Here is a 25,431-nt window from a genome sequence, read left to right as displayed (position 1 = left end):
ATAAGGGGAGATTTAATCAGTTCGGTAATTGGAGGGGATAAATTATGGATGAACTCGTTATTGCTCGTTCATTATTTGGAATGACAATGGGCGTACATATTATTTATGCAACACTTGGTGTAGGCTTACCTTTAATGGTTCTTGTAGCTGAGCTCATGTATCAAAAAACAAAAGATAGAGATTATGCGATAATGGCCAATCGATGGACGAAAGGGTTTGCTGTTTTACTAGGGGTGGCGATTCCTACAGGAACCATTGCAGGTGTACAGCTTTCTCTCTTATGGCCAGGATTTATGGAAGTCGTTGGACGAGTGATTGCATTGCCCTTTCAAATTGAAATTTATGCTTTCTTCCTAGAAGCTCTCTTTATGTCAATCTATGTTTATGCTGCAGATCGCCTTTCTCCAATCATGCGAATTGTGAGCGTAACGCTTGTTGCATTCGGTGCGAGCGCATCAGCTATCTTAATTACAAATGTCCACGCTTTTGAAGGTACACCAGCTGGATTTGAGATAGTAGACGGAAAGTTCGTTAACGTTGATCCATGGGAGGCATTCTTCAATCCTTCCTTCCTAGTTACAGCTGGACACGTAACTGTTTCTGCTTTAATGACAGGGGCATTTGTTATCGCATCGATTGCGGCATATAAAATGATTCGTCAACGAGGTAATACGAGAGAATATAAATTTCATCATAAAGCATTAATGATGGGGCTCGTTATCGGAGGGATTTTTTCAATCTTGACCGCCTTAAATGGACATGAATCTGCTCAACAACTGTATCAATATCAACCTGAGAAACTCGCGGCGGCGGAAGGTTTGTTTGAAACACAAACTTATGCACCACTTGCCATTGGCGGCTACACCGATAAAGAAGAACGTGAGGTAAAGTGGGCTATTGAAGTTCCGTGGGCACTTAGTTTTCTATCCGACGACGCATTTGATACGGAAGTACTCGGTCTTGAAGAATGGCCTGAAGAAGAGTGGCCACCACTATTTGTCCATACCTTGTTCAATTCAATGGTCGGGATTGGTTCCCTACTCATGCTATTGTCTATTGTTGGATTTACTTGGTACAAAATCCTTAAACGAAAAGAATTTCCACGCTGGCTTATGTGGGCATTTATTGCTGCAGGTCCGCTCGCCATTACAGCAATTGAATTCGGATGGATATTCGCCTGTACCGGCAGACAGCCCTGGATTATCTATCACGTTATGAAAACAGAAGAAGCAGTCACAACTTCAGGAAATATCGGCCTGCTCTTTGTTCTCTTTCTCATTGTGTATATCATTTTAATGATCTCAACAGTCCTCGTCCTTCGCTACTATTTCAATCGTAACCCGATTAGCGAGGAACTCGATCAGTAGGCACCTGCCTATACCGTTCAAAAAGAATAAGAGGTGAACCACATGTCAGAAGCATTTTACGCTATCACATTAATATGGGGTCTTGTTTTTATTTATGCGGTTATGGCCACAATCGATTTCGGTGCTGGGTTTTGGTCCATGATCTATTTAAATAAAAACAACACGAAAGCGACAAATATTGCGAATCGCTATTTATCTCCATCTTGGGAAGTAACAAATGTATTTATCGTTGCCATTGTCGTAGCTCTTTTCAGCTTTTTCCCTGGAGCAACGTTTACCCTTGGTACTGTCCTTCTCATTCCAGGGAGTTTGATTATACTATTACTTGCCCTTAGGAGTGCGTTTCTTGTATTTTCTCATTCTGCTTCTTCAAATTACAAACGCCTCTTAACCTTGATATCAGGAATAACTGGGTTTCTTATTCCAGCTCTCTTGATTTGCGTGTTGCCTATTACGCATGGCGGATTTATACAAACATCAAACGGGATAGAACGTCTTTTATTGGGTGAATTATTTACAAGTCCAAGTGTTTATGCTTTCATGGCCTTCGCCATCTCAAGCACGCTCTTTCTATCATCTCTGCTGCTTTCTGATTACTCTAACGTATCAGGAGATGAAGAAGCTTATCAAACTTATAGAAGGGATGCTATTCTTGTCGGTCCAATCTCACTAGCGATGGCGGGTTTACTCGTTCTCACTATTCGAACGGAAGCTCCATGGCTTTATGACAATTTAATGGACTATGTACCGTGGTTAATTGGTTCTATCACAACCTTTGCAATCGGATATCTCGCTCTCTTTATTCCTAGAAAAACAGGTGTCGGTATTCCGAGGCTTGCTATGGTTAGTATCGTTACACAATATTTACTTGCTAGTTATGCTTATGGTTCAGCTCATTTACCTTATATCGTATATCCAAATGTAACGATTGAAACTGGATTCACAGACCCCGCTACATTTAGAGCATTAATCGTCACCTACATTGTAGCCTTCTTTATTTTAACCCCAGGATTCATCTACTTCTGGCGCCTATTTCTGAAAGACAAAAGGTACCTTAAGCAAAATGAATCCTAATTGAAAACAAGTTAGTCTTATGAAAAAAAAGAACAATACACTAAATAAAAAAAACGCCAATTCGGCGTTTTTTCTACATATAGATGTATGCATAGATAACAAAGAGCACGAGATGAAGAGCTAATAGAGCGGGGATGCCATACACAAATTGCTTGTGTTTTGTTTTATGCCTAAAATTCTTCATTCCAGTTAAACCACCGAAGCTTCCTCCAAAGATAAATAAAAACCATAGCGTCTTTTCGGGAATTCTTCGCTTTCCATTTTGCGCTCTACGCTTATCGATCCCCATAGCTATGAAACTCCAACTATTGATGATCGCCAAATATATTCCTAATACAATTAAACCATCCAATACTTACTCTCTCCTCTATTATAACTTTTTTCAAAAAGGCTATGTTAATGAACGCTGTTGATTTTGACTCATTTACGCTCTGTGAGACAAAATTGAGAATCAACGATATAAGTAACATAGCTTACAAAAAAACCACCCTCAACATGTGAGGATGGTTTTAAAGAACTTATTTCAAGTTTTCTTTTGCTTTTGAAGCTAGTTCAGCAAATGCTTTTTCGTCATTTACTGCTAGTTCTGCAAGCATTTTACGGTTGATGTCGATACCAGCTGTTTTAAGACCAAACATCAAACGGCTGTAAGAAAGTCCGTTCAAACGAGCTGCCGCGTTGATACGAGTGATCCAAAGCTTACGGAAGTCGCGTTTTTTCTGACGACGGTCACGGTAAGCGTACATGTTTGATTTCATAACTTGCTGATTAGCAACTTTGAAAAGCAAAGACTTAGATCCGTAATATCCTTTTGCGAGTTTTAACGTTCTTTTACGTCTACGACGTGTTACGTAGCCACCTTTTACTCTTGGCATACTAAACCCCTCCTAATTTCTGTGTCTAAATAATATAATAACCGATTACTTCTTGTTGTAGATTAAAGTCTTAATGCGCTTGAAGTCACCTGCGGAAACAAGAGAAGCTTTACGAAGCTTACGCTTCTGCTTTTGAGACTTGTTACCGAACATATGGCTAGTGTAAGCACGGCTGCGCTTAAGTTTACCTGATCCAGTTTTCTTAAACCGTTTTGAAGCTCCACGGTGAGATTTCATTTTTGGCATGAGTGAGTTCCTCCTTCAAGAATTACTTTTCTGCGATAGGTGCCAAGATTAGGAACATGCTGCGTCCTTCCATTTTTGGTTTGGACTCAACAGTTGCAATATCTTTGCAATCTTCTGCTAGGTGCTCAAGCACCTTTTTACCGATATCAGAGTGTGTAATCATACGTCCGCGGAAACGGATCGATGCTTTCACTTTGTCGCCTTTTTCAAGAAACTTACGTGCATTACGAAGCTTCGTATTGAAGTCGTGTTCTTCAATGTTCGGGCTCAAGCGAACTTCTTTAACGGTAATGATCTTTTGTTTCTTACGCGCTTCTTTCTCTTTCTTCTGCTGCTCATAGCGGAACTTTCCGTAGTCCATAATGCGACAAACAGGAGGTTTCGCGTTTGGAGCAACCATTACAAGATCAAGATTTGCATTACGAGCCATATCTAATGCCTCAGTTTTGGATTTCACACCAATTTGGTTTCCGTCTGCACCAACTAGACGTACTTCCCGAGCACGAATGCCCTCATTGACGTTCATATCTCTACTAATAATCAGCCACCTCCATGGTTATTGTTCGATGATGATCATCTAACATGATGTCATTAAATGGTTTATATCCGGTTCAAAGCATAAAAAAAGCGTCGGCGCATACGGCACCCACACATTACACAATTATAAGAACAGTGTACCTGCAAACTACCAATTACGGCGTCAATCAGGTGAGAAGCGGGCGCTTCTGCTTGCTTTGTTTCCGATATTTAATTACCTAAGACAGTATACCATGCTGACCAAATGTATGTCAAGGTGATAAGATTCGTTCGAAGTGCACTTGATTATCATAACGAATCTTTCCCTTTGTGACAAGTGTTTTTTGTAAATTTCTTTTCTATATTAATAAAAGACCGGCAATTATGCCGGTCTTACATTACTTCTTCTGTTTAATTTCTTCTTCAATTCTAGCTGTGAAATCATTCAATGAAACAGTCTCAGAATCCTGCTGGCTGTAGCGGCGTACGTTAACCGCTTCACCTTCAACCTCTTTATCACCTACTACGAGCATGTAAGGAATTTTCTGCATTTGAGCTTCACGAATTTTGTAACCAATCTTTTCATTGCGTTCGTCAACCTCGACACGAATTCCTGCACGCTGAAGTTTTTTCTGAACGTTCTTCGCATATTCTAAGTGAACTTCTGATACCGGAATAATTTCCGCCTGGATAGGAGAAAGCCAAGTTGGAAATGCTCCTTTGTATTCTTCAATTAAGAATGCTACGAAGCGTTCCATTGTAGAAACAACGCCGCGATGAATAACAACCGGACGATGGTGGTTGCCATCTTCACCAATATAAGATAGATCAAATCGCTCTGGAAGTAGGAAGTCAAGTTGAACAGTCGAAAGAGTTTCCTCTTTCCCTAGAGCTGTTTTCACCTGAACATCCAATTTCGGACCATAAAATGCCGCTTCGCCTTCAGCTTCCACATATTCGACGTTAAGGTCATCCATTGCTTCTTTAAGCATTCTTTGTGCTTTTTCCCACATTTCATCATTGTCGATATACTTTTTCTTATCTGCTGGGTCGCGATAAGAAAGACGGAATGAGTAGTCACTGATGTTAAAGTCTTTATAAACTTCCTGGATAAGCTCGACAACTTCGATAAATTCTTGCTTGATTTGATCAGGACGACAGAAGATGTGAGCGTCGTTTAGCGTCATCGAACGTACGCGCTGAAGACCTGCTAGCGCACCAGACATTTCATATCGATGCATTGTTCCAAGCTCTGCAACGCGGTATGGAAGACTACGATAACTTTTTAGATCGTTTTTATAAATCATCATATGATGCGGGCAATTCATTGGACGAAGAACCAGTTCTTCTGTTTCATCCATTTTCATCGGAGGATACATATCATCCTGATAGTGATCCCAGTGACCACTCGTTTTATATAGATCAACATTTGCAAGATGAGGTGTATATACATGGTTATAACCAAGACGCTCCTCAAGATCTACAATATATCGTTCAATCGTCCGACGAATAGTCGCCCCTCTTGGCAACCAAATCGGAAGTCCCTGTCCTACTTCTTGGGAAATAGTAAATAGCTTAAGTTCTTTACCGAGTTTGCGGTGATCACGTTCTTTGGCTTCTTCTAAAAGATGAAGGTATTCTTCAACTTGAGATTGCTTTGGAAAAGCAGTTCCATAAATGCGTTGAAGCATCTGGTTTTCGCTATCTCCACGCCAATAAGCGCCTGCAATCGAAAGTAATTTAAAGGCTTTAATCTTACTAGTAGAAGGAACGTGTGGTCCACGACAAAGGTCAAAGAATTCACCCTGTTCATAAATTGTCACTTGTTCGTCAGCTGGAATAGCTTCTAATAGCTCTAATTTCAGCTCATCGCCAATCTCTTTAAACATTTTCTCTGCTTCACTGCGGCTTACAACGATACGCTTCACTTCAAGATTTTCATTAATGATTTTCTTCATTTCTTTCTCAATCTTAGGCAGGTCCTCAGGCGTAATAGATACAGGGCAGTCAATATCATAGTAGAAACCACTATCAATAACCGGGCCTACTCCTAGTTTCACATCACTATAAAGGCGCTTAATTGCCTGTGCCATCAGGTGCGCTGTACTATGACGAAGCACTTCAAGACCGTCTTCACTTTCAGGTGTTACAATTTCAATAGAAGCATCCTCTTCAATTTCGCGTCTCAAATCAAAAAGAACACCATTAACTTTTCCTGCAAGAGCCTTTTTCTTTAGGCCCGGGCTGATTGAGCTTGCAATCTCTTCCGTTGTTGTCCCTTTATTAAATTCCTTTACAGAACCGTCAGGAAACGTTATTTTTACCATTTCAGCCATGCTTCTTCACTCCTTTTTTTTGCATATAAAAAACACCCATCCCAAAAGGGACGAGTGTTGATCTCGTGGTTCCACCCTGCTTCCCGCATAAGATAATAACCTATACGGCTCAGACTGCTGTAACGTAGCAGAAACGCCACCCCATTTCCAGGGCAGAGTTCAAAGGTGGTAAGTATGCTCGTCTCGCTAGGAAGTTCGCACCAATCCTTCCCTCTCTGAAAGCTAACAACACATCTCATGTCCTTATCGTAACAATTACGTATATGCGTGTATGTAGGTATTATAAGTAGTGTACATATGAAAATCAAGCTTATTTTAAGGATTGCCTGAAAAAAATAGTTTAGACATACGATACGGAAAAAAACTTAACCTTTCTTCAAAAACATTTCGGATTGTTTGAACGAGCCCCTCATCGGAATCATCCGTGTAAATACAAACTTCTTCTGGAGCAAGCAGCAGAAGGGGAAATAGAATTTCAGAATCTATCTCATCTATGGTTAGCCCAACAGGAAGGTCTTCCAACTTCCCTTCTATACCAGTTAATAGTGACCCATTCATATCAAATAATTGATATGTTTTATCATAAACAAGAACTACTTTTTTCTGAAGAGATTGCCTGGATCGCAATAGAATTCTTAAACCTTCAACGAAGTTTTGATATTCTTGTTCAAGTTTATATTCGTCAATCGCTTCTCCAATCAATTCATTTAGCAAAGCACGATAAGGACCCGTTCGAAATCTTAAAAAAGAATCAAACAAAATAGTTCCACCCTGTTCAATACACGATAATGTTGACTGAAGCAGTACGTCCCTTCGATTAGCATAGCGATGAGCACCTGGATAGTCTTCTTTATCCCCATCTCCAATACTTCGAGCAATGGATGTAATTTCACCAATTTCATCTTTATCTTGATAATAATACGTTGAAGTTAATAGCTGTTCCATCCAACGCTTCTCATAAAAGGTACTCACACAGTTAGCAATGCATTGAGAAATCTGATAACACAGTTTTGTATCATATGGGCCTATCGCAACAGAAAAACTTAACTCTTCTTCATTTACAATGACTGAGTCACCGATTTTAATGAACTTGTTCAATTGATCGAATACAAATTGGAAGTCATCTATATCAGTAAATGTTATCGAAACCAACGCATTCCCTCCTGTCCACTACCTTCTCATTAGAATCTATATGGCAGAATATGCGAAATGATGTATAGAACCACAAAAAAAAAGCCTTCCGTAATGGAAGACTTTAAACTCGTCTATTTTTACCCTCTAAAAATACAGGCGTGGTAAAGTGCTTAATTCGCTCCATAATCCGCTTAGCTTTTGTTTCTTCAATTCCACTTTTATGGGAATAAGCTAAATGATCTTCAAGCAAAGCATAGTCCAGGTTAGATGAATACAGAGTTGGTAACCCCTCAGTCATACGATATTGTAATAAAGCTCCAAGAATATCATCTCGTACCCAACTTGAGATATTTTCCGCTCCAATATCATCAAGTATCAAGAGCGGTGTTTCTTTTAAATAATCAAGCTTTTCATCAATAGATTGATCTTGAATGGCGCTTTTCATTTGACGGAAGAAATCCGGAGTATAAATAAACTGAGAACGAACCCCTTTTTCTTTCGCCAGCTGGTTTGCAATAGCCCCGAGAATAAACGTTTTCCCTACCCCAAAACCTCCATGAATATAAAGCCCTTTAGTGGTTTCACCAGGAACGAAATCTTCTACATATTGAATCGCCGTCCCAATCGCTTCAATTCTAACAGGATCTTCATCATCCAAATCCGCGAAGGTAGCCTGAAGAATTTCTTTCGGAATATAGTAGCTTTGAATCATCTGATTACGCTTTTTGTTCTTATCATCTTCAATTCTTGTTGGACAACGGTTGTAGCGAATATCAATCACCGAACGATTAATAAATAGCTCAGGCTCGTACCCCTCCATCATATTAATGCAGTTCGAGAGACCAGGGCATCCTTCACATCGCTTTGCTTGTGTTGTATATTCATATAGTCTTGCAAGACTTCTATCAATTATTTTGTCATCGACCTCGTCATGCTCTTCAATAAATGCACGAATATCTTCATCGGCCATAATAGCCTTCTTCATCTCTTGGTACTGTTCCTGGAATTTCTTATTGCCTGGCATCTTGTTAAATGATTCCTGGATTGATTCCATTCTTGTTCACCCCGCTTATTTCTTATATTTACTTAGCATCTTTTTAAGCTGATCCTGTTTCTCAGATCGCTCCTCATGAGACATATCCGGTTCTTTTTGATCTGAAATCCATTCAGGCACTTTGTCTTTTCTAGCGGCAGGTTTCCCACGATTGGAAGAGCCTGTCTTTTTCTTGGCCGGTTGCTGAAGCTCTTTAATGGCAAGGTTCATTGCTTCTCTTACTGTCTTTACCCTTGCCCTTGCCCAGTGACTCGCAAACTTTTCTACATAATTCTTCGATAACCTCTTATCCTGCGTTTCTAGAATGAAATCAAGTAAGACATTCATAACACCAGGATTCAGCTTTTGTTCATCCATTATTCGCTCCACAAGCTTCATATCTGCTTCAGAAGGTTTTCCCCCTTCAGCTGCTCGCTGAAGAATATCATATGGCGTCATCTGTTCATATCTCTGCGCCGCTTTCTCTTCTTCTGTCTCAGGTTCTTTCTTATGAAACTCTTGTAAAGAAACAGGTTGACTTCTATATTGGAGAGCAGGCACTTTGCCACGATTTTCAAGCGCGAACCAACTGCTTACTTCCTTTCGCAATAGATCATCAGAAAGTTCGTCATGGTGAATTGCAGCTTGTTCCACAATCCGGCCCATTTCATATGGTTCAATTTTATACACAAAAGCAAGTCGCTCAATCGTTTTCTTAACAGACTCTGTAAACATTTTCTCAGTGACAATCATATCAGAAATGTGCTGCTTCATCATATCGAAGTCGAATTGCGAAGAAGTAAAAACAAGGCCTTTATTTTCATCACGTTTCTCTATCGTTACTTCCTCTTCTACTTCGCTCATACCAGTCATTTCAGACGGGTGAAGAGAATCGTATACTTCATTAAATGATGCAGTCACGTCACTATACTCAGCTAGATCTGCCTTTTCCACTGTGAAGTGCTTTTTTAGATCATTGTATCGATTACGTCCTAATCGATTGAATAAATAAATATTCAGTACGCCATCATTGAAGAAGCGTTCCGGTGTGAGAGGAGCTTGCAATTCATAAGTAAAATGTCTAGGATCTCCACTGTCTTTTACATATGTTTTCAACAGGCCAATTCCTTCTAATTTACGTCTCTCTTCAAGTACTCTCTTCAAATCCCATCTCATCATAAGTAGCAAATTATGATGAGTCATTGTTGTAACAAAATGATTCTGCTGCTCATGAGCACTCCAGAGAGTCATATAAAGACTGTAGGCCGGAGCCCCGATTAAAGGTTGATATAACAATGTTAGTACTCTTCGATCATACTCGTGCAAAAGTCCGGATGCTTCAATCTGAAGCGTATCAACAGGAAGAAGTTCTTTCCAATGCATATGCTTCACCTTTGTATTCCTCATAATTTTTGAAACCGTACAAAAAAAGAGCTTACGCGAAGCTCCCCCTTTGTTATTCTGCTCTGTTAATTAATTCTTTTAATTCGCGGATAAAAACATTAATATCTTTAAACTGACGATAGACAGAAGCAAATCGAACATAAGCAACTTCATCAACTTTTGCCAGCTGATCCATAACAAGCTCTCCCACAGCATCACTACTGATCTCGGAAGCTCCCTGATTACGAAGATCACGTTCGATTTCATTAACAATTGTTTCTAGAGTTTCAAGTGGAACAGGCCTTTTTTCACAGGCTTTAATTAAACCTCTAAGAATTTTATCCCTGCTAAACTCTTCTCTAGTTCCTTCTTTTTTCACTACTATAAGCGGTATTTCTTCAACTGTTTCAAATGTCGTAAATCGATACGTACACGATTCACACTCACGGCGCCTACGAATCGAACGGCCCTCGTGAACCGGCCGAGAATCAAGCACCCTTGTACCATTGTGATTGCAGTTGGGACAACGCATAAGATCATCTCCACTAAACGAACAAGATTTCTACTACTATTTTAGCATAAAATGTGTCAAGACACACCTACCCTTAAAACTGCTCAGAAATCCCTGTTCCGATTAACGTAAGTTTCTTTTTTAAATCATTATAAATGGTTTCAATCACTTTCTTACTGTATCCAAAATCAACCGGAAGAGGCGTCTCTGTTGAAACAGAGAAATCGACTGCAGTTCTATAAGCACGAACCGTGACAACTGTTACAACAATAAGAGCCTTTTTAGGACCTTTCACTTGAAAAACAAATTCTCCACGCTCCGGAGAATTCGTAACGATTTCACCTTTATAGTGCTGTTGAAGGACGGCTTTTGCTTCTGTAAAAGCCTGTTCCTTTGTCGCTTTAAAATAATGGGTTTTAAGTGCATCATTCGGATGTCTTTCCCCAGTTTCAGAACGGTTGCTAAAAAATTCTTTTATTCCCACCCCAGGTCCTCCTCTATTTTTTTTAAGAATAGCAATAAATGACTGATAAATCAATCACAATGAAAGGAATAGGACCGTTAGGAAAAGCGAGATGTCTTCTTAGTGAATATAAAAAAAGAGTGCACTGAGCACCCTTTTCAATCATTGTATTATTATGAAGTAAACGCTGACTGTTCTTCTCTAACTTTAGGTTTGACCGGACCCATGCCTCGAGGAAGTTCAATGTTTTCTCGTGAATCTGCACCTAGAGCATCAGCAATATAGTTAGCCGCAACGTTAGGATCAAGATCTCCACAAGTATATACATCAATACTTGCATAACCATGTTCAGGAAAACTGTGAATCGTTAAGTGTGATTCAGAAATAATAACAACACCACTAACGCCTTGTGGAGCGAATTTATGAAATGCAACTTCACGAACCTCAGCACCAGACTTAAGAGCAGCTTCAACAAACGTTTCTTCAATAAATTTCATGTTGTTTAATTTTTCAATGTCACAGCCCCATAGTTCAGCAATGACGTGACGACCCATTGTATCCATAGCAAAATTCCCCCTTTAAATTTACTCATGCATTGATTAGCATGCGGTATCGAAAATCCACCACGGGGGAAAGTTAGTCCGATGAGGTCCTAACCCTTTAAGTAGTTTTCAATGCCAAATTGCTATAAAAGAAGTTCACGAAAAATAGTATAAGGCTTTTAAAATAGATTTGCAAGAATAAATTAGAGAACCTTTTTGTTAATTCGTCTTTATAGAGCATTAAAGCTCCTTAAACTCTCATATGACTAATTTTATCCTATTAGCTTTAGTATGAATCAATCATTCAAATATATTTGGTTTATCGTTAACTGCTCCGTTAACTAAGATGTGCATTCCGCGATTACTATCATTTCTTTTTTTTACATACCGACTATATTAACGAGCCTTGTTGATTTTTGTAGTATTTACGCGCTGGGTCAACCCATTGATTCGAACAATAATCGAGATATCAATAACACAAGCTTATAAAAAAGAAGCGGTGAGATACCGCTTCTTCTCCCTCTTTCTATACGATTGCTTTCAATCTCTCGGGTATTCTTTCTCCCACATACTTCGCCATATCAACAACTCGGCATGAGTAACCCCATTCATTATCGTACCAGGCAAGAACCTTTACTTTCTTATTCTCAACGACCATTGTAGAAAGTCCATCGACAATCGATGAATGATCATTTCCGTTGTAATCAATGGAAACGAGAGGTTCATCAGAGTAGCCAAGAATTCCTCGAAGCGGTCCCTCGGAAGCAGCCTTTAAAGCATCATTAACCTGATCAATTGTCACATCCTTCTCAAGATCTACTACAAGATCTACAAGTGAGACATTTGGTGTAGGTACACGAAGTGACATGCCGTTAAGTTTCCCCTCAAGGTGTGGTAAAACTTTAGAAATTGCTTTTGCCGCTCCTGTCGAAGTCGGTATGATTGACTGACCACAAGCGCGAGCTCTTCTCAAATCTTTATGTGGATTGTCGATATTTTTTTGGTCATTCGTATACGCATGCACAGTTGTCATCATTCCCGAGACAACACCAAAGGATTTATCAAGCACCTGTACTACAGGAGCAAGACAGTTGGTTGTACAAGAAGCGTTTGAAAGAACGTGATGTTCCTCATTCTTGTATTCGCTTTCATTTATGCCCATAACAATTGTAAGATCTTCATTTTTACCAGGAGCTGTTATGATTACCTTGGTAGCACCCGCATCAATATGATAAGCTGCTTCTTCTCTTGTACGGAATTTACCAGTGGCTTCAATCACAATATCGATCCCCATATCCTTCCAAGGAAGACTTTTCGGATCACGGTTGTTTAAAACAACAACTTTTTTACCATTAATTTTTATCCCGTTTTCAACAGGGACTACTTCTCCATCAAATGTACCGTGAATGCTATCATATTTAATTAAATGGCTGAGCGTTTCCGGCGGATAGCTAGCGTTAATTGCCACAACTTCTAAACTATCTTCCATAATTGCCTTTCTAAATACCATACGCCCAATTCTTCCAAAGCCATTAATCGCTACTCTTGATTTCATCCAGCGTTCCTCCTGCCATATATGTGTTATACTTATTTCCCCTATCACAAAATTAGTATAACATATAATATGCAATTGAAAAGATTAATTTACACTATTTTTGTAAATCGTCATATATCTGAGCAACCGTCTAAATAAATGCAAAAAAACACGCCAGAAAAGGCGTATTTTTTTAAATAATTTTCCATTTAGTTAGAATGTTCCTAAGCTGCTTATCTGTTTCTTCACGTGTTCCCATATTATCAATCACTTCATCAGCAAGCTTTTTCTTCTGTTCGATAGGCAATTGAGAGTGTATGCGATCGGTTGCCTCTTCTTCTGTACTACCGTCTCGCTCCACTAATCGTTTCAACTGAACGTCAGCATTAACATAGACAAGAAGTGTTTGATCTACCATATGAGTCAGTTTACTTTCAAATAACAGCGGAATATCGAATACTACGTGAGCGTTTCCTTGTTCTTTATAAGCTGCAGCTTCGTCAAGCATTCCTTTTCGAATAGCAGGATGAAGAACACGATTTAATTGCTTACGCTTGTCATCGTCCTTAAAGATAACAGAGCCAAGCTTCTTCCGATCAAGCCCACCATTATCATCCTTCATTTCCTCTCCAAACAAACGAAAAATCTCTTCTAGAGCTGGCTCACCAGGTTCAACCACTTTTCTTGCCATCACATCTGCATCAATTATTGGTATGTTATATCGGCGAATCATTTCTGCCACAGTACTTTTTCCACTAGCAATTCCACCGGTAAGTCCTATATCCATCGTATCTTCTCCTTTCCTACATTCTCATAAAGCCCAGAATGATGAGTAAACACCCTGGTAAAAAAGAAAGTTTATCCATCCATTTAATATTTGAAGTGAAGTTACCAAACTTAAGACCTAAAAGCAGGAATAACGAACTCATACATGCGATTAAAAGAGAAGTTTCAATTGGTGGAAACCCAACCATTGACGCACCAATCCCTGCTCCAAAGGCATCAAGCGACAATGCTGCACCGAGCATGATAGCTTCAATACCTGTAATCGTACCGGAGTCATCAAAATCGGCTGTTGTCGGCTTTCTTAATATACTGATGACCACTCCAAGCGAGCGAATTTCATAATGAAGAAGGATTCGCTCTGAAACAGTTTTTTCTGCTTCTTTATTGTTACGAAACATTTGATACAGCACCCAGCCACCAAGCGCAATAAGGATGCCGCCTCCAATACGCTGGGCTAATATATCTGATATCCATAATTGTAAAAGTGACCCAAACCCCATAGCGACCAACATGGAGACCGCCGAAAAGATTGAAATAATGAGAATTGACTTAAAAGGAATCCTCATTCTTCGTAAGCCATAAGTTAAGCCGACCCCAAATCCATCTACACTTACTGCAAGTGCTAAGAAACAAAGAGAAACCCAGTACATAGGCGAGCTCCTTCCATACTAAAATCTTAAATAGTATATGAAAGCAGCCCATCCAACGCTACGAATCACTCATTTATCTGACAGGCGGGACAAAATGTCGTACCGCGCCCACCGACTACGATTTTGGAAAGTTCTCCATTGCACCTCTTACACTCTTGACCTGCTCTACCATAGACAAATAAACTGTCCTGATAAGTTCCAACTTTTCCCTGACTATTTACATAGGAACGTATTGTACTTCCACCTTTGTTTACAGCATCTTTTAACGTATTCACAATCTCAGCATGAAGCTCTTCAATTTCGTTTTCTTTTAACGTTGAAGCCACTCGCTCAGGATGAATACCAGCTTTAAACAATGCCTCATCCACATAAATATTTCCTAATCCCACAACGATTGTTTGATCTAATAATACCGTTTTTACTTTCCTAGAAGTCTTTTTAAACCCCTGTTGTAAAACTTCTGGGGTAAACTGATCAGAAAATGGTTCATAACCTAGCTGAGCAAGCGGCAACTCATTTTCTTCTATTCCAATCGGAAACAAGTGCATCGTGCCAAATTTACGTACATCATGGTATCGAAGTTCTGTCCCATCATCAAAAGTGAAGAATACGTGAGTATGATGATCAAACTCTTCTTCTATAGATGTTAACTTATATTTCCCTTCCATTCGAAGATGCGAAACAATCACATCATCCTCGAGTATAAGTTTTAGAAACTTCCCTCTTCTTCTTACACCCTTAAATGTCTGTCCAATCACCTTCATTTTAAATGCTTCGACATCATCAGGTTTCTTGATGATTTTTGGCCATTTTACTATTACATTTGTAATCCGTTTCCCTACGATTAATTCTTCGAGCGTGCGTTTAACTGTTTCTACTTCTGGTAATTCAGGCATTATTCCCTCTCCTTTGATGCCTACTTCGCATCATACCAGGTGGAGCCATATTCATAATCAACTTTCAGCGGTACATCCAGTTTGATTGCAGATTCCATCACTTCAGGTACGATGCGTTTTAACGTTTCAATTTCTTCTTCTGGTGCCTCAAAAATTAATTCATCGTGTACTTGAAGTAGCATACGCGTTTTTAGATTTTCTTCTTTTAATCGCGTATCCATTTGAACCATTGCAAGCTTAATAATATCAGCAGCCGTTCCTTGAATCGGTGTGTTCATTGCCGTTCTTTCAGCAAACCCTCTTTGATTAAAGTTCCTTGAGTTAATTTCGGGCAGATATCTTCTTCGCTGGAGCATTGTTGATACATACCCATCTTCTTTCGCCTTAACAACTACATCTTCCATGTAATTTTTTACCCCTGGGAAACTCTCTAAGTACCGATCGATGAATTCGCCAGCTTCCTTTCTCGAAACGTCAATACTTTGAGAAAGACCATAATCACTAATACCATAAACAATTCCGAAATTAACAGCTTTCGCGTGTCTTCTCATATTCGACGTAACGTCATCCTTGTTAACGTTGAACACATTCATCGCTGTTTTCGTATGAATATCCTCATCCTGTTGGAAAGCTTCGATTAAGTTTTGATCCTGAGCGATGTGTGCAAGGACTCTTAGTTCAATTTGCGAATAGTCTGCCGCAAACATAACCCAGTTTTCATTAGATGGAATGAAAGCTTTTCTAATCTTACGGCCTTCTTCTAAACGAATCGGAATGTTCTGTAAGTTAGGGTCTGTAGAGCTAAGTCGACCTGTTTGCGTGAGAGCCTGGTTAAACCTTGTATGAATTTTCCCAGTATCAGAATAGATCACTTTTAGTAATCCTTCTACATATGTTGAATTCAACTTCCCTAATTGACGGTAAAGAAGAATTTCTGGAATAACATCGTGTTTACTTTCAAGCTTTTCGAGTACATCAGCTGAAGTTGAATATCCAGTTTTTGTTTTCTTAATCACCGGAAGCTCTAGCTTATCAAATAGAACCTCACCGAGTTGCTTAGGCGAATTGATGTTAAACTCTGTACCTGCAAGTTCAAAAATCCTTGCTTCGATTTTGCTTAATTTCTCATTTAACTCTGCACCCATTTTCTCAAGGAATTTCGTATCAACGGATACACCTTTTGTTTCCATTTCACCAAGAACAAGGGTTAACGGCATTTCAAGATCGTGAAATAGCTCATATTGTTCATTCTTTTTTAACTGTTCTTCAAGTGTCTCTTTTAATTGGAAAACAGCGAAAGCTTTTCGAACAAGGTGGTCTGCAAGCTCGTCTTGTTCTGGAAGTTTGCGTTTTGCCCCTTTACCATAAACCGATTCATCAGAGGAAACGATTGAAAAGCCTTCTCGACGAGAAATAGCAGATATATCATGCGTTGACTCAGAGGGATTCAGTAAATAAGAAGCAATTACTAAATCAAACGTAATGCCTTCTAGCGCAATCCCTTTCCACCCTAGAGCAACAACTGCTCGCTTCGCATCAAACACCCACTTCTTCTGAGATCGATCTTCAAGGAAGTTTTTTAATAGCTTAGAAGACATTGCGACTTCGGTTGGTATGAAATAATTCCCATTTTCATTTACAATAGAAATACCTTGTATTTCCGCATTGTGATAATTTTCTTCCATTACCTCAACGATCATGGCAGAAGGACTGATTAAATGATGCTCTTCAATTTCTTTAACCAAATCAAAAGACAATTCATCTATTTCTTGTTCCTCATTTTGCTCTCCACCAATTCGACTAAGAAGGTTTTTAAAGCCGAGCTCATTAAATAATGAAACTACAGCATCATGTTCATATCCTCTATATGACAGATCATTTATTCCAAGCTCAAGAGGCGTCTCCTTAAATATTGTTACGAGTTCCTTACTCATCATGGCCTGATCACGGTTCTCTTCAAGTTTTTCCTTAAGCTTTTTGCCCGACACTTTATCAAGCGACTCATAAACCGCATCAACTGTGCCAAACTGCTTCAATAATTTAAGAGCCGTTTTTTCTCCAACCCCTGGTACCCCAGGGATATTATCCGAGTTATCACCCATTAGCGCCTTCATATCGATAATTTGATCTGGAGAAAGTCCATATTTTTCATTAAGAAATGCAGGGTCATATGTATCAATATCTGTAATCCCTTTACGAGTTAAAGCAACATGAACGTTATCTGAAACTAGCTGAAGAAGATCCTTATCACCGGAGTATATTTTAACTTCCCAATCTTCCTTACTCGCAATGGTTGATACCGTTCCAATAATGTCATCTGCTTCATAGTTCTTAATTTCATATCTCTTAATATTAAAGGCATCTAGCACCTCACGAATGACAGGAAACTGTTCACTCAATTCAGAAGGAGTCTTTTGTCTACCACCTTTGTATTCTGTATATGTCTTATGACGGAACGTGGTTTTTCCTGCATCAAACGCTACGAGCATATGAGTTGGTGATTCATTTTCAATAATCTTCAGCAACATCGTTGTAAAACCTAACACCGCATTCGTATATACACCCTTATCATTGTTTAGCAATGGCAATGCGAAAAATGCACGATAAGCAATACTATTTCCATCAATTAATACTAATTTGTTTTTCAATCGAAATCCTCCCGTTTCATTCATATAGACGTTTTATTATCGCTAAAATTATAAAAAGCGACGCCTGCTCCTTTCATTTTACCACGATGGCAAAAAGAAAGAAAAACAAGCGCCAATAAACAAAAAAAGCATAAGAAAATTACGACTTAACATATTCAATAAAGTTTTGATTTTGTATAGAAAGCATTCCATAATATGAGCTAAAAAAAAGAGACGAGTTATACTCGTCTCAAAAATATGCTCTCGTCATGATGAAGGGGTCAATTGTTACTTTACAGAAATAGTTTAAAGGACATATAAATAGAGTGTAAAGAAATCGTAAAGTTTAGAAATGTCTCTCTTTGTTAAGTGTAATCACGAATGTTGTCCCGTCTCCAAGTTCGCTCTTCACATCAATACGACCATGATGTGCTTCAACAAGGTGTTTCACTATAGCAAGCCCAAGACCCGTTCCGCCTGAATTTCTACTTCTAGCCCTGTCCACTCGATAGAAACGTTCAAATATCCTAGGAAGTTCTTCTTTACGAATGCCAATTCCGTTATCCGAAATAATGAACTGAACAATGTCACTTGACTCTTTAACAGAAATCGTAACTTTGCCTTCTTCCGGTGTATACGTAATGCTATTGGCAATTAAATTCAGAAACACTTGTTTTAAACGATTTGTATCTCCTTTAATATGAAGATTCCCCTCATATTGGACATTCACTTCAATGCCCTTTTTTTCTGCTTTGCTTTGAGTCATTAACAAACAATCATCAATAACCTCTTTTAAGTCCACAACTTGCCAGTTTAATGAGAAATGCTTTTGTTCCATTTTAGATAAATCGAGAAGATCCTGAATTAAACTTTGAAGTCGATCACTCTCATTTAGAATAATGGTAAGAAAACGAGTTCTAAAAGCTTTATTTTCCATAGCGCCATCTAATAATGTTTCAGCAAACCCTTTGAGCGAAGTCACCGGCGTTTTCAATTCATGAGAAACGTTTGCTACGAAGTCTTTGCGCATTTGTTCGAGCTTCTTCAATTCTGTAATATCGTGAAAAACAAGGACAACACCCTTCAGCTTATTGTCCTGATCAAGAATTGGTGCACCAGACACATCAAAATGCCTTATTTCAATTCCCACTTCTAACTCAACCTGCTTACGCACTGTTTGTTCTACAAGAAGTGTCTCCTCAACAATACGAATAATATCTCGATAAGGAATAGCCTCATAATAAAGCAAGTCCATATAATCATTTACTTGGATTTGAAAGGTATCTTTATAAAAGCGGTTCACTAAATTAATATGACCTTTTGAATCAATAAGAATTAAGCCGCTATCCATGTTTTCAATGAGTGTCATTAAACGATTTTGCTGAATTTCATAAGATGTCGTCATGGTTTGCAAATTTCTAGCAAGTATATTTAAAGCATGACTAAGTTGTCCTGTCTCGTCTAGTTTATACTCATATGTTCTTGCCTTGAAATTTCCAGAAGCTAGTTCATTCGCAACCTTTAATGCTCCCTCCAGGGGCTTCGTTAGCTGATTGGAGATACGAAGACTAATATATATAATGATAAAAAAAGCAGCTGCAAAAGAAAAAATCAATATCAGCCACATATTCGATAGAGCTTCCTGACTAGCACTCTCGAATAGAATTCCTTCAAATAAATTGCCAAGGAAAACGATCATCATAGAAAATACGATAAAGAGGATAACAAATTGAGCATTAAGAAAGCGTGAACGAAATCTTTTCATTAAATTGAGGGCTCCTCTAACTTATACCCAAGACCCCTGATTGTTTTAATGTATTCAGGTTTGCGCGTATTCTGTTCGATCTTTTCACGTAAGTGACTAACATGCACATCAACAATTCTCGTATCTCCAACAAAATCATAATTCCATACAGCGCTTAACAGCTGCTCTCTTGTAAGTACACGTCCTTTATGACGTAAAAGATAAACGAGTAACTCAAATTCTTTCGGGGTTACCTCCATAATTTCTTCTTGGAAGAATGCTTCATAATTATTGGGGTATACTTCCAATTCTCCAACTTGGATTTTTTCGGATTCTTCCATTTGGCTAGAAGCCTTTGATTCCTCAAGTTGCTTCACTCGTCTGAGAATAGCTTTGATTCTGGCCACTACTTCCCTTGGACTAAATGGCTTCGTCATATAATCATCAGCACCTAGTTCAAGACCAAGCACTTTATCAAATTCATCATCCTTTGCAGTTAACATCAGCACAGGTGTGTGAATATGACGTTGTCTCAATTCTTTACATACTTCTAATCCATCCATTTCAGGTAGCATGAGATCAAGGATAATGCAATTCGGCTTTTCCTCAATCACGACTTCTAATGCTTCAGCACCGTTTTCAGCAGTGACGACTTCGTATCCTGCCTGTTCAAGATTAAATTGAAGCAATGTTAAAATTGATATTTCATCATCAACAACTAGTATTTTTTGAGCCATTGTCAAATCCCCCTAACGAATTTCCCCATTCATCAATACCGATTCTTATACCAGGCGGTTTTCTTTATTTTAGCCTGAATACCTTCATCATACTATTTTTTTCACAAAGGCAAAAGAAAAACTTAAGCTATCCACGATATTAACCGTTTTCCATACGTATGAAATTTCGATACAAAAAAAGAGCCCAAAATGGGCTCTAAAAATTATCAAATGAAGTTGACTTTGTTAATGGTTTAGCAGGATATGGAGGGCTGACAGTGAAAGTTCCGTCTAAAATGGAATCCTCCGATTCGTTTACACCCTTAACAGCTATGACGACTTCATGTGCTTCTTTAGACACGTTTGTGACTTCAAACTTGAAGTGAAGCGTCTCATAATGATGCACAGGGTTTTCATATATCACTTCATGTTTCTTAAGACTACTTCCGGGTCCTGGCAAATATTTAGAAATAGCACCTGTTACGATAGCAAGGAGCATAATTTGCGGAACAATCGGCTTTTTAAAAGGCGTCATGGAGGCATAATCATGCTGAATGAATAGAGGATTGTTATCATTGGAAATTCCAAGGTAGAGAAGAAGATCTCGATCCTCTATCTTTTCTGATACCTCAAGCTTTTCACCAACAGAGATCTCTTCAATCATTCGCCCAATTTTTCGTTTTTTTCCTAAAAGCATAGCTCCCCCCCCTTTATATAAGAAAGCGCTTTCCTGTAATATTGTAAAAGAGATCCGGTTAACACCGGATCTACTTTATTGGCTTTATTAACCTAATACCGTCATAACTTTACGAACAGATTCAGCTGATTTATCCAGCTCTTTCTTTTCTTCGTCAGTTAAATCTAATTCGATGATGTCTTCAATCCCACCACCGCCAAGTATTGTTGGCACACCAAGGTATAGACCATCATAGCCATATTCACCCTCAAGATAAGCGATTGTAGGAAGCACACGGCGTTGATCTTTTAAAATGGCTTCAACCATCTCAACAAGAGATGCAGCAGGAGCATAATAAGCACTACCATTTCCAAGCAGGCTCACAATTTCCCCGCCACCTTTACGTGTACGTTCTACAATTTCATTAAGTCGGTCTTCAGAAATAAGGCTTTGAAGAGGGATGCCTCCAGCAAATGAATAGCGAACAAGTGGTACCATATCATCACCATGACCACCAAGTACGAAACCGGTAATATCTTTCACAGAAAGATTTAATTCTTCAGCAATAAATGAGCGGAATCGTGCAGAATCAAGAATGCCTGATTGCCCAATGACACGGTTTTTAGGGAGACCTGACTCCTTAAATACCGTATACGTCATGGCATCTACAGGATTTGTTAGAACAATTATTGTCGTTTCAGGAGAATATTTTACGATTTCTTGAGTAACGCTCTTCATGATTTTGGCATTAGTATTCACAAGATCATCGCGACTCATCCCTGGTTTCCTTGCAATTCCAGCAGTGATAACGACAATATCTGAATCAGCTGTATCTTCATAGCTTGAAGTCCCTGTGATTTTAGAGTCAAATCCTTGAACTGGGCTTGCTTCAAACATATCAAGAGCTTTTCCTTTTGTCGGACCTTCTTGATTCGGGATATCTACAAGTACTACATCAGCAAGTTCTTTTTGAGCTAGTAGAAAAGCCGTCGTTGCACCTGTAAATCCTGCACCAATTACGGAAACTTTCTTACGTTTCATTGTCATTTAATAGCCACTCCTTTAATCCAGTTCAAAATTGGTGGTCTGTTGAATTAGTCCATATTGTTGATTAGTTCATCACCAAATTCAGATGTTTTCACTTCTGTTGCGCCGTCCATTAGTCGCGCAAAGTCATATGTTACAACTTTATTCGCAATTGATTTTTCCATGGAATCAAGAACTAGCTTAGCTGCTTCATTCCATCCAATGTGCTCAAGCATAAGAACGCCTGACAGAATAACAGATGATGGATTCACTTTATCAAGACCAGCATATTTTGGAGCTGTACCATGCGTTGCTTCAAAAATAGCATGACCAGTTTCATAGTTGATATTGGCTCCTGGAGCAATACCAATTCCACCAACTTGCGCTGCAAGAGCATCCGATACATAATCACCGTTAAGGTTCATTGTAGCGACAACGTCGAACTCAGCTGGACGAGTAAGAATTTGTTGCAAGAAAATGTCCGCAATCGCATCTTTCACGATGAGTTTGCCTTCACCTTCTGCTTTAGATTGAGCTTCGTTCGCAGCATCTTTACCTTTTTCTTCAACGATACGATCGTATTCAGCCCAAGTAAAGACTTTATCTCCAAATTCTTGTTCAGCCACTTCATAGCCCCAGTTTTTAAATGCGCCTTCTGTGAACTTCATGATGTTCCCTTTATGAACAAGCGTTACATTTCTACGACCTTCATCAAGAGCGTATTGAATCGCTGCGCGAACAAGACGCTTCGTTCCTTCTTCAGAAACTGGCTTAATACCAATACCTGAAGTTTCAGGGAAACGAATGTTTTTTGCACCCATTTCATCTTGAAGGAATGAAATCACTTTTTTCACTTCATCTGATCCTTTTTGGAACTCGATTCCAGCATAGATATCTTCTGTATTTTCTCGGAAAATAACCATATCTGTATCTTCAGGGCGTTTTACTGGAGAAGGAACTCCTTTAAAATAACGAACTGGACGAAGGCAAGTAAATAAATCAAGCTCTTGACGAAGTGCAACGTTAAGAGAACGAATGCCTCCTCCTACAGGTGTTGTAAGTGGCCCTTTAATTGCAATTATGTATTCACGAATTGCATCAAGAGTAGCTGCTGGTAGCCATTCACCTGTTTTATCGTAGGCTTTTTGACCTGCATATACTTCTTTCCATACAATTTTCTTCTTTCCTCCGTAAGCTTTGTCTACGGCACCTTCGATAACTTTAGAGGCAGCTGCCCAAATATCGGGACCAGTCCCATCTCCTTCAATATACGGAATAATTGCGTGATCTGGAACATTTAGTACACCATTATTTACGGTAATCTTCTCTCCATTTGCCATTCTGTATTCCTCCTATTGAAATAACTTTTATGTTAGCTAAGCAGGGAAGAAATGATCCTCCCTGAGTTTTCTTCTATCTGTCTTCTACTTTTACATATGTCTGATTCGTTGAACCAATATATTCTGCACGCGGACGAATGAGGCGATTGTTACTATATTGCTCTAGGATATGAGCAATCCAACCAGAAACTCTACTCACTGCAAAAAGTGGCGTGAACAGGTCATGATCAATGCCAAGACTATGGTAAACAGAAGCTGAATAGAAGTCTACGTTAGGTGGAAGACCTTTCTCACTTGTAACGATTTCTTCCATCTTCGTTGACATCTCATACCATTTTGTTTCACCTGTAAGGTCAGTTAACTGACGTGACATCTCTCGTAAATGCTTCGCACGCGGGTCACCTGTCTTGTAAACGCGATGTCCAAAGCCCATGATCTTTTCTTTGTTATCAAATGCATTTTGCAAATAAGGTTCGACATTATCAACGCTGCCGATTTCACTTAACATAGCCATCACGCGTTCATTTGCCCCACCGTGAAGAGGTCCCTTAAGAGCACCAATCGCTGCAGTGACACCTGAATACATATCAGATAAAGTAGCTACACATACGCGAGCGGTAAAAGTGGAAGCGTTCAGTTCATGGTCTGCATGAAGGACTAGGGCTTTATTGATAGCTGTCACAGCCACATCTTCCGGAAGCTCACCAGTTAATGTGTATAAAAAGTTAGCTGCAAAGCTTAGATCTTTCTTAGGTTCTACTGGATCTTTTCCTTCACGAACCCGGGAAAAAGCGGTTACAACAGTAGGTATTTTAGCTTGAAGACGAATCGCCTTACGATAATTCGCTTCTTCACTCATATCATCTGCTTCTTCGTCATATAAAGCAAGTGTAGAAACAGCAGTACGAAGAGCTGCCATCGGATGTACTTTATCACTTGGATAAGACTTCATTTGAGCAACGATTTCTTCAGGAATAGCTGCATTTTTGGCAAAATCAGCTGTAAATTCCTCAAGTTCTGTCTTATTTGGAAGTTTATCATTCCATAAAAGATAAATTACTTCTTCAAAACTAGCATTCTCAGCGAGGTCATCGATGTTATATCCTCTGTATGTTAAGACATCATTAACGATAGAACTAATCGATGATGTTGTTGCAACTACGCCTTCTAATCCGCGTGTAGTCGTCATACGTCTCCCTCTCCTTTTCCATATTATTGGCTCTGTTATTTTCTAAAAATTCTGCTTTGATAACGCTTTTAAAACGCTCCAAAAAAAATAAGAACCTATGTACAAGTTGGTGCGTCAGTTCTCATTATAAACAATTCTCTGATATTTGTGAATGAATATGCATAATTTCATCAATTCCTTTTTTTCTCATATGCCGAAAATCTGAATTGATAATCAAAGAAATAATGCACAAGCACCCCTTCCTGAACAGTCGTTCAGTTAAAAAATTCGACAATTTTCATAGCCATGTAGGCAATTCCAGCTCCTATTAATGGGCCTACAGCAATCCCTTGAAAAACGGCAACTGCAAGAATAGTACCAAATACAAGTGCTGTCGTAATATGCGGATCATTCTGAAGTAAGACGATGCCTTTTGAAGCTATGATGGCTACAAACACTCCTGCCCCCATCGCAATCCAGGCATAGGAAGATTTTACAGCTTCTCCAAGTTGCTTAAACCCTATTTCACCACTAGCAATTGGAACGAGTACGGCAATGGTTATAATCGTTACGCCCCATGAAATGCCTTTGGATTGAAATATCGGAAACACTTTATCACCTAATCCCACTGCTTTGATTAGTAATAAAACGACTACCGCAATGATCAGTGAGCTATTCTTCGCTACAAGTGCGATCCCAAGTAAGATAAGCAAAAAGATGGTAGGCTGTGAAATAATTGTCATATAACTCCCTCTTTCACACTAACAGAACTCTTATAGTATAACAAA

At 39.0% G+C, this 25,431-nt stretch carries 25 protein-coding genes and 2 other annotated features; of the genes, 2 read left to right on the top strand and 23 right to left on the bottom strand.

The features are described from left to right. Positions 1–44 precede the first annotated feature (44 nt). On the top strand, positions 45–1,367 hold the full coding sequence (locus tag IQ283_RS06705) for a cytochrome ubiquinol oxidase subunit I (RefSeq protein WP_194219326.1): 1,323 nt from the start codon (positions 45–47) through the stop codon (positions 1,365–1,367). Positions 1,368–1,400: 33 nt separating this feature from the next. After that, positions 1,401–2,441 carry a cytochrome d ubiquinol oxidase subunit II gene (locus IQ283_RS06700; protein WP_408962569.1) on the top strand — a complete coding sequence of 347 codons (1,041 nt, stop codon included), beginning with the start codon at positions 1,401–1,403 and terminating at the stop codon, positions 2,439–2,441. A 73-nt stretch (positions 2,442–2,514) separates the two neighbouring features. Here IQ283_RS06700 and IQ283_RS06695 read toward each other — a convergent pair whose 3' ends face one another. From IQ283_RS06695 to IQ283_RS06585, 23 genes are all read right to left on the bottom strand, one after another. Then, positions 2,515–2,793, bottom strand: coding sequence for a DUF1294 domain-containing protein (locus IQ283_RS06695; protein WP_242057262.1), 279 nt, complete (start codon positions 2,791–2,793; stop codon positions 2,515–2,517). Positions 2,794–2,959: 166 nt separating this feature from the next. Beyond that, a complete protein-coding gene (gene rplT / locus IQ283_RS06690; RefSeq protein WP_098444486.1) occupies positions 2,960–3,316 on the bottom strand; it encodes a 50S ribosomal protein L20 in 357 nt (118 codons plus the stop codon). Between the two features lie 45 nt (positions 3,317–3,361). Next, complete coding sequence (gene rpmI, locus IQ283_RS06685; RefSeq protein WP_048312400.1) at positions 3,362–3,562, bottom strand: 50S ribosomal protein L35; 201 nt, start codon at positions 3,560–3,562, stop codon at positions 3,362–3,364. A 22-nt stretch (positions 3,563–3,584) separates the two neighbouring features. Further along, positions 3,585–4,088 (bottom strand): translation initiation factor IF-3, encoded by a 504-nt coding sequence (gene infC / locus IQ283_RS06680; RefSeq protein WP_194219324.1) that lies wholly within the window; start codon positions 4,086–4,088, stop codon positions 3,585–3,587. An 89-nt stretch (positions 4,089–4,177) separates the two neighbouring features. Then, positions 4,178–4,299: a sequence feature (ribosomal protein L20 leader region), on the bottom strand. Between the two features lie 177 nt (positions 4,300–4,476). Then, positions 4,477–6,414, bottom strand: a complete 1,938-nt coding sequence (thrS, locus tag IQ283_RS06675; protein WP_194219323.1) for a threonine--tRNA ligase — start codon at positions 6,412–6,414, stop codon at positions 4,477–4,479. 43 nt (positions 6,415–6,457) lie between these two features. Then, positions 6,458–6,673: a binding site (T-box leader), on the bottom strand. Positions 6,674–6,729: 56 nt separating this feature from the next. Next, a complete protein-coding gene (locus tag IQ283_RS06670) occupies positions 6,730–7,566 on the bottom strand; it encodes a putative sporulation protein YtxC (protein WP_194219322.1) in 837 nt (278 codons plus the stop codon). A gap of 103 nt (positions 7,567–7,669) precedes the next feature. After that, the gene (gene dnaI / locus IQ283_RS06665) at positions 7,670–8,602 is read right to left on the bottom strand and encodes a primosomal protein DnaI (protein WP_194219321.1); all 933 of its coding nucleotides are present in this window, start codon (positions 8,600–8,602) and stop codon (positions 7,670–7,672) included. Between the two features lie 15 nt (positions 8,603–8,617). Then, positions 8,618–9,964: a replication initiation and membrane attachment family protein gene (locus IQ283_RS06660; protein ID WP_242057289.1), complete on the bottom strand. Its 1,347-nt coding sequence runs from the start codon at positions 9,962–9,964 to the stop codon at positions 8,618–8,620. 73 nt (positions 9,965–10,037) lie between these two features. Next, on the bottom strand, positions 10,038–10,496 hold the full coding sequence (nrdR, locus tag IQ283_RS06655) for a transcriptional regulator NrdR (RefSeq protein WP_194219319.1): 459 nt from the start codon (positions 10,494–10,496) through the stop codon (positions 10,038–10,040). A 73-nt stretch (positions 10,497–10,569) separates the two neighbouring features. After that, the gene (locus tag IQ283_RS06650; protein ID WP_194219318.1) at positions 10,570–10,959 is read right to left on the bottom strand and encodes a cytosolic protein; all 390 of its coding nucleotides are present in this window, start codon (positions 10,957–10,959) and stop codon (positions 10,570–10,572) included. A 152-nt stretch (positions 10,960–11,111) separates the two neighbouring features. Continuing rightward, positions 11,112–11,501, bottom strand: coding sequence for an adenosylmethionine decarboxylase (gene speD / locus IQ283_RS06645; protein ID WP_194219317.1), 390 nt, complete (start codon positions 11,499–11,501; stop codon positions 11,112–11,114). 505 nt (positions 11,502–12,006) lie between these two features. Beyond that, a complete protein-coding gene (locus tag IQ283_RS06640; protein WP_194219316.1) occupies positions 12,007–13,035 on the bottom strand; it encodes a glyceraldehyde-3-phosphate dehydrogenase in 1,029 nt (342 codons plus the stop codon). 172 nt (positions 13,036–13,207) lie between these two features. Next, on the bottom strand, positions 13,208–13,801 hold the full coding sequence (gene coaE / locus IQ283_RS06635) for a dephospho-CoA kinase (RefSeq protein WP_194219315.1): 594 nt from the start codon (positions 13,799–13,801) through the stop codon (positions 13,208–13,210). Positions 13,802–13,817: 16 nt separating this feature from the next. After that, complete coding sequence (gene ytaF / locus IQ283_RS06630; protein WP_194219314.1) at positions 13,818–14,450, bottom strand: sporulation membrane protein YtaF; 633 nt, start codon at positions 14,448–14,450, stop codon at positions 13,818–13,820. Positions 14,451–14,515: 65 nt separating this feature from the next. Next, positions 14,516–15,346, bottom strand: a complete 831-nt coding sequence (gene mutM / locus IQ283_RS06625) for a DNA-formamidopyrimidine glycosylase (protein ID WP_194219313.1) — start codon at positions 15,344–15,346, stop codon at positions 14,516–14,518. 20 nt (positions 15,347–15,366) lie between these two features. Further along, on the bottom strand, positions 15,367–17,994 hold the full coding sequence (gene polA / locus IQ283_RS06620; protein WP_194219312.1) for a DNA polymerase I: 2,628 nt from the start codon (positions 17,992–17,994) through the stop codon (positions 15,367–15,369). A gap of 325 nt (positions 17,995–18,319) precedes the next feature. After that, positions 18,320–19,738, bottom strand: coding sequence for a two-component system histidine kinase PnpS (pnpS, locus tag IQ283_RS06615; RefSeq protein WP_194219311.1), 1,419 nt, complete (start codon positions 19,736–19,738; stop codon positions 18,320–18,322). Beyond that, positions 19,738–20,454: a response regulator transcription factor gene (locus tag IQ283_RS06610; RefSeq protein WP_194219310.1), complete on the bottom strand. Its 717-nt coding sequence runs from the start codon at positions 20,452–20,454 to the stop codon at positions 19,738–19,740. The genes pnpS and IQ283_RS06610 overlap by 1 nt, the downstream gene beginning before the upstream one ends. Positions 20,455–20,650: 196 nt before the next feature. Then, positions 20,651–21,130, bottom strand: a complete 480-nt coding sequence (locus tag IQ283_RS06605; protein WP_194219309.1) for a MaoC family dehydratase — start codon at positions 21,128–21,130, stop codon at positions 20,651–20,653. An 87-nt stretch (positions 21,131–21,217) separates the two neighbouring features. Next, positions 21,218–22,156, bottom strand: coding sequence for a malate dehydrogenase (gene mdh / locus IQ283_RS06600; protein ID WP_194219308.1), 939 nt, complete (start codon positions 22,154–22,156; stop codon positions 21,218–21,220). 47 nt (positions 22,157–22,203) lie between these two features. After that, the gene (gene icd / locus IQ283_RS06595; protein ID WP_194219307.1) at positions 22,204–23,475 is read right to left on the bottom strand and encodes an NADP-dependent isocitrate dehydrogenase; all 1,272 of its coding nucleotides are present in this window, start codon (positions 23,473–23,475) and stop codon (positions 22,204–22,206) included. A gap of 73 nt (positions 23,476–23,548) precedes the next feature. Continuing rightward, entirely contained in the window at positions 23,549–24,664 is a 1,116-nt protein-coding gene (citZ, locus tag IQ283_RS06590; RefSeq protein ID WP_194219306.1) for a citrate synthase, read from the bottom strand. 254 nt (positions 24,665–24,918) lie between these two features. Then, on the bottom strand, positions 24,919–25,386 hold the full coding sequence (locus IQ283_RS06585) for a DUF441 domain-containing protein (protein ID WP_408962568.1): 468 nt from the start codon (positions 25,384–25,386) through the stop codon (positions 24,919–24,921). Between the last annotated feature and the right edge of the window lie 45 nt (positions 25,387–25,431).

The organism is Pseudalkalibacillus hwajinpoensis, from assembly GCF_015234585.1.
Lineage (GTDB): Bacteria > Bacillota > Bacilli > Bacillales > Guptibacillaceae > Guptibacillus > Guptibacillus hwajinpoensis_B.
Note: the sequence above shows the minus strand (reverse complement) of the source record. Positions and strands in the feature narration are given on the sequence as shown.

What these genes read in the sequence shown, in the direction of transcription:
- IQ283_RS06610 (WP_194219310.1), bottom strand. Translation starts at nt 20,454, where the DNA reads ATGGCTCAAAAAATACTAGTTGTTGATGATGAAATATCAATTTTAACA.
- ytaF (WP_194219314.1), bottom strand. Translation starts at nt 14,450, where the DNA reads ATGTACTGGGTTTCTCTTTGTTTCTTAGCACTTGCAGTAAGTGTAGAT.
- IQ283_RS06605 (WP_194219309.1), bottom strand. Translation starts at nt 21,130, where the DNA reads ATGCTTTTAGGAAAAAAACGAAAAATTGGGCGAATGATTGAAGAGATC.
- IQ283_RS06705 (WP_194219326.1), top strand. Translation starts at nt 45, where the DNA reads ATGGATGAACTCGTTATTGCTCGTTCATTATTTGGAATGACAATGGGC.
- coaE (WP_194219315.1), bottom strand. Translation starts at nt 13,801, where the DNA reads ATGGATATAGGACTTACCGGTGGAATTGCTAGTGGAAAAAGTACTGTG.
- speD (WP_194219317.1), bottom strand. Translation starts at nt 11,501, where the DNA reads ATGGATACAATGGGTCGTCACGTCATTGCTGAACTATGGGGCTGTGAC.
- infC (WP_194219324.1), bottom strand. Translation starts at nt 4,088, where the DNA reads ATGAACGTCAATGAGGGCATTCGTGCTCGGGAAGTACGTCTAGTTGGT.
- rpmI (WP_048312400.1), bottom strand. Translation starts at nt 3,562, where the DNA reads ATGCCAAAAATGAAATCTCACCGTGGAGCTTCAAAACGGTTTAAGAAA.
- thrS (WP_194219323.1), bottom strand. Translation starts at nt 6,414, where the DNA reads ATGGCTGAAATGGTAAAAATAACGTTTCCTGACGGTTCTGTAAAGGAA.
- mdh (WP_194219308.1), bottom strand. Translation starts at nt 22,156, where the DNA reads ATGACAATGAAACGTAAGAAAGTTTCCGTAATTGGTGCAGGATTTACA.
- IQ283_RS06585 (WP_408962568.1), bottom strand. Translation starts at nt 25,386, where the DNA reads ATGACAATTATTTCACAGCCTACCATCTTTTTGCTTATCTTACTTGGG.
- icd (WP_194219307.1), bottom strand. Translation starts at nt 23,475, where the DNA reads ATGGCAAATGGAGAGAAGATTACCGTAAATAATGGTGTACTAAATGTT.
- IQ283_RS06660 (WP_242057289.1), bottom strand. Translation starts at nt 9,964, where the DNA reads ATGCATTGGAAAGAACTTCTTCCTGTTGATACGCTTCAGATTGAAGCA.
- nrdR (WP_194219319.1), bottom strand. Translation starts at nt 10,496, where the DNA reads ATGCGTTGTCCCAACTGCAATCACAATGGTACAAGGGTGCTTGATTCT.
- pnpS (WP_194219311.1), bottom strand. Translation starts at nt 19,738, where the DNA reads ATGAAAAGATTTCGTTCACGCTTTCTTAATGCTCAATTTGTTATCCTC.
- dnaI (WP_194219321.1), bottom strand. Translation starts at nt 8,602, where the DNA reads ATGGAATCAATCCAGGAATCATTTAACAAGATGCCAGGCAATAAGAAA.
- mutM (WP_194219313.1), bottom strand. Translation starts at nt 15,346, where the DNA reads ATGCCTGAATTACCAGAAGTAGAAACAGTTAAACGCACGCTCGAAGAA.
- IQ283_RS06640 (WP_194219316.1), bottom strand. Translation starts at nt 13,035, where the DNA reads ATGAAATCAAGAGTAGCGATTAATGGCTTTGGAAGAATTGGGCGTATG.
- citZ (WP_194219306.1), bottom strand. Translation starts at nt 24,664, where the DNA reads ATGACGACTACACGCGGATTAGAAGGCGTAGTTGCAACAACATCATCG.
- rplT (WP_098444486.1), bottom strand. Translation starts at nt 3,316, where the DNA reads ATGCCAAGAGTAAAAGGTGGCTACGTAACACGTCGTAGACGTAAAAGA.